This window comes from Citrobacter sp. Cm046, from assembly GCF_030333065.1.
In the GTDB taxonomy this organism is placed as follows: Bacteria; Pseudomonadota; Gammaproteobacteria; order Enterobacterales; family Enterobacteriaceae; genus Citrobacter; species Citrobacter murliniae.
The window spans coordinates 35,572-44,334 of the sequence record NZ_JAOWGP010000029.1 but is presented as its reverse complement, the minus strand read 5'-3'; the positions used below and the strand labels follow the sequence as shown (position 1 = coordinate 44,334).

Below are 8,763 nucleotides of genomic sequence, written 5' to 3'. Positions count from 1 at the left end.
CTCAGAAGTGAAACGCCGTAGCGCCGATGGTAGTGTGGGGTCTCCCCATGCGAGAGTAGGGAACTGCCAGGCATCAAATTAAGAAGTATGGCATTGACCTTTGAGGCAGTTCACTACTCGATAAGAGAGTAGGACAAAAGCGAGAGCTTTTGAACGTTGCGAAGCAACGGCCCGAAGGGTGGATCACGCAGTGATTCATAAACTGCCAGGCATCAAATTTAGTGTGCTGATATGGCTCAGTTGGTAGAGCGCACCCTTGGTAAGGGTGAGGTCCCCAGTTCGACTCTGGGTATCAGCACCAGTTTTTAGGTTAAAGTTCGGCGCTTAGAAAAGAATTTGTCTGGCGGCTGTAGCGCGGTGGTCCCACCTGACCCCATGCCGAACTCAGAAGTGAAACGCCGTAGCGCCGATGGTAGTGTGGGGTCTCCCCATGCGAGAGTAGGGAACTGCCAGACATCAAATAAGTGGAAAGGCCCATCCGTCAGGATGGGCCTTTTTGCATTTGCGAATTGTGGAATATGCCGGATGGCGGCGTAAACAGCTTATCCGGCTTGCAGGTTTTAATGTATGACCTGTGATAAAAACGCTCGGGTACGCTCGGATTTCGGATGGGCAAAAAATTCGTCTGGTGGCGCCTGTTCAACAATCTCGCCAAGATCCATAAAGATCACCCTGTCTGCAACTGTTCGGGCAAACCCCATTTCATGAGTAACACAAAGCATTGTCATTCCCGATTGCGCCAGGCCTATCATGGTATCGAGTACTTCTTTTACCATTTCAGGGTCCAGTGCTGATGTGGGCTCATCGAACAACATGATTTTGGGTTTCATGCACAGTGAACGCGCAATGGCCACGCGCTGTTGCTGCCCACCGGAAATTTGTCCAGGGTATTTATGCGCATGTTCAGCAATACGCACTCGTTCAAGGTAGTGCATTGCCAGAGCTTCAGCCTCTTTCTTTGGCATCTTCTGAACCCAGACAGGAGCCAGTGTGCAGTTTTGCAGGACTGTTAAATGAGGAAAGAGATTAAAGTGTTGAAAGACCATTCCAACTTCTTGTCTGACGCGTTCAATATTGCGGATGTCCTCATTGAGCTCAATTCCATCTACAACAATACGCCCTTGCTGATGCTCTTCCAGATGGTTAATACAACGGATCGTTGTTGATTTACCGGATCCAGAAGGTCCGCATAATACGATACGTTCTCCCTGTTTTACCTCCAGGTTTATGTTTTTCAGAACGTGAAACTGTCCATACCATTTGTTGACGTTTTCCAGCGTAATCATCGCGTCGTTAGATTGTATTAATAATTGGCTCATAATTTCCTCAGTGCGGTGTACGCCCGGTGTTAAAACGTTTTTCCAGATGCTGGCTATAACGTGACATGCTGAAGCAGAAAACCCAGTAAATCAGCGCGGCAAAAACATATCCTTCTGTCGACATACCAAGCCAGGCAGGGTCGACGGTGGCTTGTTGTACGCTGCTGAAAAGGTCAAACAGACCGATAATAATGACCAGACTGGTATCCTTGAAGAGGGCGATGATCGTGTTAACCAGGCCGGGGATAACCAGTTTGAGGGCTTGCGGAAGTATGACCAGCCCTTGGGTTTTCCAGTAGCCAAGCGCCAGTGATTCGGCGGCTTCATACTGGCCTTTCGGGAGGGCCTGCAATCCCCCACGCACCACCTCTGCGACATAAGCTGACTGGAAAAGAATTACACCGACCAGCGCCCGAATAAGTTTGTCGATGCTGGTGCCTTCCGACATAAACAGCGGGAGCATGACTGACGACATAAACAGGACAGTGATCAGCGGCACACCACGCCAGAACTCAATGAAAATGACGGATAAAACCCGCACGACAGGCATATGAGAACGGCGCCCCAACGCCAGTAAGATCCCCCATGGGAGCGCGCCTGCAATACCAACAGAGGCTATGATCAGGGTGAGTGTCAGTCCACCCCACTGGCGGGTTTCCACGCGATCGAGACCGAGAAAACCACCGTACAACAGCCACCAGACGATAACCGGATAAACCACCGCCCAGACGGCGATATAGCGACCACGATGAGGTATCGCTTTCCAGAACATCGGCGCGATAGAGAGTAGGCCGATAATCAGAGCCAGATTAACCCGCCAGCGCTGATCGTGTGGATAGAGCCCATACATGAATTGTCCGAAGCGTTCATGGATAAACACCCAGCACGCTCCCGCTTTTGTACAATCTGCCCGGGTAGAACCTATCCAGTTGGCCTGCAGAAATGCCCAGTTCAGCAATGGGGGAATGAACATCCACATGAGCCATATGCATAACAGAGTGAGCAAACTGTTTGACCAACTGGAAAATAGATTTTTACGCACCCAAAATATCACGCGGCCAGCATGATTACTGCTCTGGCGCGAGGGGTGAGACAGTAGTGCTTTTGTCATCATGACTCCTTAGCGCTCAATGAGTGCGATACGACGGTTGTATATATTCATTAACAGAGAAATGCTCAGACTGATGATCAGGTAAACCGACATAGTGATGGCGATGGTTTCAATAGCCTGCCCGGTTTGATTCAGTACGGTTCCGGCAAACAGTGAAACCATATCCGGGTAGCCAATGGCGGCAGCAAGGGATGAATTCTTTACGATATTCAGATACTGGCTGGTCAGTGGTGGAATGATGAGGCGGAGCGCCTGCGGGATGATCACCTGACGGAGCGTTACCGGATTGGGAAGGCCCAAAGAACGGGCTGCTTCATGTTGACCATAAGGAACTGCCTGAATACCGGCCCGAATAATTTCTGCAATAAATGCAGATGTATACACTGAAAGCGCCAGTGTTAACGCCGCCAGTTCTGGGATAACTACCATGCCGCCGCGGAAGTTAAAACCGCGCAGTTCGGGTATATCCCAGTGGAGCGCTGCGCCAAAAATCCATTGTGAAATCATCGGCAAAAACACGATCAGCGCCAGTGCTGTTGGCCACGTTCTGCGTAATTGACCTGTTTTTGTCTGGTACATTTTATTGAAACGAAATAGCCCAATAGTTACGACTGCAGCAATCATGAGTGCAGCGCAAAAGGCAAAAAGACCTTCTCCCATCTGCGGCGCCGGAATATAGAGTCCCCGGTTACTCAGGAAAACGAGATCCAGCGCACTGACGGCCTGACGGGGACCCGGCAAATTGCGTAGTACGGCAAAATACCAAAAGAAGATTTGCAGCAGCGGCGGAATATTGCGGAACGTTTCGATATAAATTGTAGATAGCTTACGCAGCAACCAGTTATCTGACAAACGTGCCAGTCCAAGAAAGAAGCCGAGAAATGAAGCAAAAACAATACATAGTGCTGAGACAAGCAGCGTATTAAGCAGACCGACCAGAAAGACACGCCCATAGGTATCGCCCTGCTCATAATCAATCAGATGTTGAACAATACCAAATCCGGCACTGCGATCGAGAAAAGAGAACCCCGAGGTGATACCGCGACTGCTTAGGTTATTAATCGTATTGTGAATGAGATAGATCGCAATGCTAACGACCGCGATGATGGCAAGAATTTGAAATAACCAGGCGCGGACCGCAGGGTTAGAAAAGGAGAGTGATCCTTTTACGGTTGAGCGGCGATGGTACATAAGAAAACCTCGGTAACAATGACTCTGGGTTGAGCGCCGCAGTTGCGGCGCCCGTTACATCACTTCGCATTAGCGCACCGGTGGCGCATACTGAATGCCGCCGTTATTCCAGAGGTTGTTTTGCCCACGTTTGATCTTCAGTGGACTTTCCGATCCCACGTTACGTTCAAAGATCTCCGAATAGTTTCCTACCTGCTTAATAATGTTGTAAGCCCATTTATTATCCAGCTTCAGATCTTTACCATAGTCTCCCTCTTTGCCTAACAGGTGTGCCATATCCGGTGTTGCGGGATTAGCGGCTTTTTCATCAACGTTTTTCGAGTTAACACCCATCTCTTCAGCATTCAACATGGCAAACAGCGTCCAGCGAACAATAGAGAACCATTCATCATCGCCGCGGCGTACGACAGGCCCCAGTGGTTCTTTAGAGATTACTTCTGGCAGAACAATCCATTCTGAAGGGGTGCTCAATTTGATTCGCAGGGCATACAACTGAGACTGGTCGGAAGCAAGCGTATCGCAGCGGCCTGATTCCAGAGCCTTAGCGGATTCATCGGAGCGATCGAAGGTGACGGGGGTATACTTCATATTGTTGGCCTTAAAATAATCGGCCACGTTCAGTTCAGTATCCGTGCCTGCCTGAATACAAACCGTTGCACCATCGAGTTCTTTTGCGCTCTTTAGACCCGCTTTGTTGTGGGTAAGAAAGCCAATGCCATCGTAATAAGTCACGCCAGTAAAGGACATCCCCATTCCTGCATCACGTGAGGAGGTCCATGTGGTATTACGGGAGAGCATATCGACTTCACCAGACTGTAAAGCGGTGAAGCGTTCTTTAGCGGTGAGCGGGGTGTATTTTACTTTCGTGTCATCACCAAATACGGCCGAGGCAACACCACGACATACATCTACATCAATACCTGAAAACTTACCGCTTGCGTCGGCATAGGAAAAGCCTGGTAAGCCGTCACTGATTCCGCATTGCACAAATCCTTTTTTCTTTACGGCATCAAGCGTTGCGCCGGCATGTGCCTGATTTGTAATCGCAAGCAGCACGCCGGCCGCAGCCAGGCTGGCTATTATCATCTTTTTCATAGAGCATCCTGTGTGGAGGAATTATTGTTATGGAAACGTCTTTTACCTGTCTGTGGCTTTGGCCATACTCTTTTAAGCAAAGGTAGTGCCAGGTTTTTGCGCTCAATATTCGGCGCAATAAGCAGAGTGTAGACAGGAAAAAATAAATGCAGCGCCCTGAAGTGGTGCAAAATTGAAACGTACGCCACATTTCAGCGCAAAAATTTAAACAGGATGCCTGATAACAATTTCGGGCGTGAATATTGACCGCGTGAGAATAATGACAAGAAGACGTGTTGTTACGAAAAGCTGAAAAAATGCTAATTTTCAGTCGTGAATATGTGAGGGGAATCTATAATAATTTTATTTCAGGGCCAAAGCTTTAAACCATCATTTTGTCTTATATAAAGATATCTTCTTTATTGTTAAAAGCGCGGCTATTACCGCGCTTTTAACATGATTTATTTCGTCAAGGCAACTATCCCAAGTGTCAGACCGGCAACAGCGGCTGCACCACCGGCGATCGCACCTGCTGTTTCCCAGTTATCCTGCGTGGTGCCTTTCATACAGGTATTGGTATGAACCAGACGGCCCTGGTCGTCATATACAGGTACGCAAGGAGAATCGTGTGCACAGCCAGCCAGAAATGCTGTAAGCAATGCAACGGATATTAATCTTTTCATGGTGTTACCTCTAAAATAGACGTTTCGCTAAAAAAGCAAAGACAGGCGCTAAGCTATCTGCGAAATCGAGGGGTATTTTACCACTTCTTAAAAAAAGACTGACATGAGGAATAATCTCAATTCATGTGGATTGTAAACATAATGAATAGAACGGGGAATTTTGGAACCATGTGCTAAAAAAAAGAATGGCTATCTTATTAATAAATAAAGAGGTCATTATCAGGTAAAAAAGGCGCCCGGAGACGCCTTTATTTTACAATTTAATCGCGATGCTGGCTAAAACGCCGTTTAACGACAACAAAAAAGACGGGAACGAAGAAGATCGCCAACAATGTAGCCGTGAGCATGCCCCCCATAACACCTGTGCCGACGGCATTCTGCGCACCGCTACCTGCACCATTACTGATAACCAGAGGCATAACCCCCAGAATAAAGGCCAGAGATGTCATCAGGATAGGACGCAGACGCATACGGGAGGCCTCCAGAGTCGCCTCAATCAAACCTTTGCCCTCTTTATCCATCAGGTCTTTAGCAAATTCGACAATCAGGATGGCGTTTTTGGCAGAGAGGCCGATAGTTGTTAACAGGCCGACCTGGAAGTACACATCGTTATTCATCCCGCGAAGCGATGCCGCCAGCAGCGCACCAACGACACCGAGCGGGACGACAAGCATGACGGAGAATGGAATCGACCAGCTCTCATACAGTGCTGCAAGGCAAAGGAAGACAACGATTAGCGAGATGGCATACAACGCTGGTGCCTGGTTACCTGACAGTCGTTCCTGATAGGACATTCCCGTCCAGTCATGGCCAATACCGTTAGGCAGTTTTTCCGCCAGGCTTTCCATCAGCGCCATTGCTTCACCTGTACTTTTGCCTGGTGCCGCTTCGCCTAACAGCTCCATAGATGGCATACCGTTGTAGCGTTCCAGTCTCGGTGAGCCGTAAATCCAGTGCGCTGAACTGAATGTGGAGAAAGGTACCATTTCGCCATTGGCGCTGCGAACATACAGATTATTGATGTCTTCCGGCAACATACGAAATTTTGCATCTGCCTGAACATACACTTTTTTCACGCGACCGCGGTCAATGAAATCATTGACGTAGTAGCCGCCCAGCGCAGCGGAGATGGTTTCGTTAATATCTGACAAGGAAACACCAAGCGCTTGCGCTTTTTCCTGATCAACATCCAGCTTAAACTGCGCAGTATCCTCAAGGCCGTTGGGGCGTACACGTACCAGCAAATCAGGATGTTGTGCCACCATGCCTAGCAGCTGATTACGTGCCTGCGTTAAGGCTGAGTGTCCCAGCCCTCCCTGATCAATCAGCTCAAAATCGAAGCCGGTTGCGGTGCCCAATTCAACAATGGCTGGCATGTTGAAGGGGAATACCAGGCCATCACGAATCTGACTAAATGCCCGAGTTGCTCGGGCAATTACAGATTCAACGTTATTCTCATCGCCGCTACGCTCTTCCCAGGGTTTGAGGCTGACAAATGCCATCCCTGAGTTTTGCCCCTGTCCACTGAAGCTAAAGCCGTTAACCGTAAAGACGCTTTTGACGTTGGCTTTCTCATTATTCAGATAGTAGTGGGTAACTTGATCCAGCACTTTCTGAGTACGCTCTTGTGTTGCACCGGCTGGTAGCTGAATCATCGTCAGGAACACACCCTGATCTTCCTCTGGCAGGAAGGAGGTAGGCAGGCGTATAAACAGCACCGCCATGCCAATAACAATGATCAGATAGACCGCCAGATAGCGACCCGTTTTACGAATTATACCGCTGACGCTATTGGTGTAGTGGTTGACGCTGTAATCGAATTTGGTATTAAACCAGCCAAAGAAACCACTTTTTTTCTCGTGGTGCTCTGCCGATACCGGCTTGAGCAATGTTGCACAAAGGGCGGGAGTCAGAATCAACGCCACCAGTACTGAAAGCGCCATTGCAGAAACAATAGTAATAGAGAACTGTCGGTAAATTGCCCCGGTTGAACCTCCAAAGAAGGCCATTGGGATAAACACCGCAGATAGCACCATGGCAATACCAACCAGCGCCCCCTGTATTTGTGACATGGATTTTTCTGTCGCTTCTCTGGGCGGCAGATTGTCTTCCATCATCACGCGCTCCACGTTTTCTACTACGACTATCGCATCATCGACCAGCAGGCCGATGGCGAGTACCATGCCGAACATTGTCAGGGTGTTTATCGAGTAGCCAAATGCAGCAAGTACGGCGAATGTCCCCAACAGCACCACAGGCACAGCGATAGTCGGAATTAGCGTTGCGCGAATGTTTTGCAGAAACAGGTACATCACCAGGAAAACCAGTACGATCGCTTCAAACAGCGTTTTTACCACCTCGTGAATAGAGATGGTAACAAACGGTGTGGTGTCGTACGGATAGACTACCTGCATTCCCTGGGGGAAGAACGGCTGTAATTCAGTCAGTTTTGCTTTGATTGCGTTGGCGGTATCCAGAGCGTTTGCACCGGTTGCCAGCTTAATACCCAGACCGGATGCCGGTTTACCGTTAATACGTGCAACGACGTTGTAGTTTTCACCCCCCAACTCAATGCGTGCAACGTCCTTGAGGTGAACAACAGAACCGTCGCTGTTCACGCGTAAGGTCACTTTGCCAAACTCTTCAGGATCTTTCAGTCGCGTTTGCGCAATGATAGAGGCGTTGAGCTGTTGGTTAGGTAAGGCAGGTGTACCCCCTAACTGACCTGCGGCGATCTGGTCGTTTTGTACTTTCAACTGGTTAATGACATCAACCGGCGTGAGTTGATACTTGTTCAATAAATTCGCATCCAGCCAGATACGCATGGCGTACTGCGCGCCAAACAGCTGCACGTCACCTACGCCGTTCAGACGGCTGATAGAGTCTTTAATGTTGGAAGCGACATAGTCAGAGATGTCATCCTGAGTTGTCTGCGGGTTGTCAGAAACAAACCCCGCGACCATCAAAAAGCTGCTACTTGATTTCTCAACGGCGATACCCTGCTGTTGAACTTCTTGAGGCAGTAAAGGTGTCGCGAGCTGCAGTTTGTTTTGTACCTGAACCTGTGCGATATCGGGATCGGTTCCGGACTGGAACGTTAACGTAATGGTTACGCTCCCGGCCGAATCGCTGGTGGAGGACATATACATCAGGTTATCGATACCGTTCATGTTTTGTTCGATAACCTGCGTTACGGTATCCTGCACCGTCTGTGCATCCGCGCCTGGGTAGGTCGCGGAAATCGCTACGGCAGGGGGGGCAATAGTTGGGTACTGCGCCACGGGCAGTTGCATGATTGCCAGAGCGCCCGCCATCATCAGAATGATGGCCAGTACCCAGGCAAAGATAGGTCGCCTAATAAAAAAGTTTGCCATGTCCGGTTACC

6 protein-coding genes, 1 tRNA gene and 1 rRNA gene are annotated in these 8,763 nt (G+C 49.1%); 2 read left to right on the top strand and 6 right to left on the bottom strand.

The window, feature by feature from the left end; translation table 11 throughout:
• The first annotated feature begins 225 nt into the window (after window positions 1-225).
• Both OGX98_RS01725 and rrf read left to right on the top strand, forming a co-directional pair.
• A tRNA-Thr gene (locus OGX98_RS01725) sits at window positions 226-301 on the top strand.
• A gap of 38 nt (window positions 302-339) precedes the next feature.
• Window positions 340-455: ribosomal RNA gene (gene rrf / locus OGX98_RS01720) — 5S ribosomal RNA — on the top strand.
• Between the two features lie 105 nt (window positions 456-560).
• Here rrf and OGX98_RS01715 read toward each other — a convergent pair.
• From OGX98_RS01715 to OGX98_RS01690, 6 genes are all read right to left on the bottom strand, one after another.
• Window positions 561-1,319: an amino acid ABC transporter ATP-binding protein gene (locus OGX98_RS01715; RefSeq protein WP_045448233.1), complete on the bottom strand. Its 759-nt coding sequence runs from the start codon at window positions 1,317-1,319 to the stop codon at window positions 561-563.
• 7 nt (window positions 1,320-1,326) lie between these two features.
• Complete coding sequence (locus OGX98_RS01710; protein ID WP_048220459.1) at window positions 1,327-2,430, bottom strand: amino acid ABC transporter permease; 1,104 nt, start codon at window positions 2,428-2,430, stop codon at window positions 1,327-1,329.
• A 9-nt stretch (window positions 2,431-2,439) separates the two neighbouring features.
• Window positions 2,440-3,621, bottom strand: coding sequence for an amino acid ABC transporter permease (locus tag OGX98_RS01705; RefSeq protein WP_286594733.1), 1,182 nt, complete (start codon window positions 3,619-3,621; stop codon window positions 2,440-2,442).
• A 69-nt stretch (window positions 3,622-3,690) separates the two neighbouring features.
• The gene (locus tag OGX98_RS01700) at window positions 3,691-4,716 is read right to left on the bottom strand and encodes an amino acid ABC transporter substrate-binding protein (RefSeq protein ID WP_286594732.1); all 1,026 of its coding nucleotides are present in this window, start codon (window positions 4,714-4,716) and stop codon (window positions 3,691-3,693) included.
• A gap of 440 nt (window positions 4,717-5,156) precedes the next feature.
• Entirely contained in the window at window positions 5,157-5,378 is a 222-nt protein-coding gene (locus OGX98_RS01695; protein WP_003025292.1) for a lipoprotein, read from the bottom strand.
• A 260-nt stretch (window positions 5,379-5,638) separates the two neighbouring features.
• Window positions 5,639-8,752 carry an efflux RND transporter permease subunit gene (locus tag OGX98_RS01690; RefSeq protein WP_045448225.1) on the bottom strand — a complete coding sequence of 1,038 codons (3,114 nt, stop codon included), beginning with the start codon at window positions 8,750-8,752 and terminating at the stop codon, window positions 5,639-5,641.
• Window positions 8,753-8,763 lie beyond the last annotated feature (11 nt).